Consider the following 719-nt stretch of genomic DNA (forward strand, 5'->3'; position numbering starts at 1 on the left):
AGGCCGGCGTGCGGTGCACCATCGAATCGATGATGCGCCGCACGCCGGCCCGGTGATGTTGCAGGTGCTCTAGAGCTGGTTGCCCAGCTTGAAGCCCTTGGCCGCCTCGCCGCGGTAGGTGCCGTCCTCATCCTTTTCACGGGTGTAGGAGAAGCCGTCGGCGCCGACGGTCACCGCCATCTCCGAGGAATCGGTGCGCTCGATGAGTTCCTGCACGTTGCCGTCCAGGTCCAGGACCTTGGAAGCCTCGGTGTACCAGGACGGGACCACCGGGTTGCCCCACCAGTCGCGGCGCTGGTTGTCGTGCACATCCCAAGTGATCACCGGGTTATCCGGGTCCCCGGTGTAGTAGTCCTGAGTGTAGATCTCGATGCGGTGATCATCCGGATCCAGGATGTAGAGGTAGAAGGCGTTGGAGACGCCGTGCCGGCCGGGGCCGCGCTCGATGCGGTCGGACATGCGCAGGGCGCCCATCTTGTCGCAGATCTGGATGATGTTGTGCTTCTCGTGGGTGGAGAAGGCCACGTGGTGCAGGCGCGGGCCGTCGCCGCCGGTCAGGGCGGTGTCATGCACGGTGCCCTTGCGGTGCATCCAAGCGGCGTAGGTGGTGCCTTCTTCGTCCTTGATGTCCTCGGTGACGCGGAAACCCAGGTCTTCGAGGTAGCCGCGGCCGCGCTGGACGTCCGGGGTCACCTGGTTGAAGTGGTCCAGGCGGACCA

At 65.4% G+C, this 719-nt stretch carries 1 protein-coding gene; it reads right to left on the reverse strand.

Annotated features, from left to right (window positions below; genetic code table 11):
- Positions 1-69: 69 nt before the first annotated feature.
- Positions 70-719 (reverse strand): VOC family protein (locus B879_RS24155; protein WP_040401626.1); only part of this gene is annotated, 650 nt, incomplete at its 5' end.

The sequence above is a fragment of the Cecembia lonarensis LW9 genome (assembly GCF_000298295.1).
Classification (GTDB): domain Bacteria; phylum Bacteroidota; class Bacteroidia; order Cytophagales; family Cyclobacteriaceae; genus Cecembia; species Cecembia lonarensis.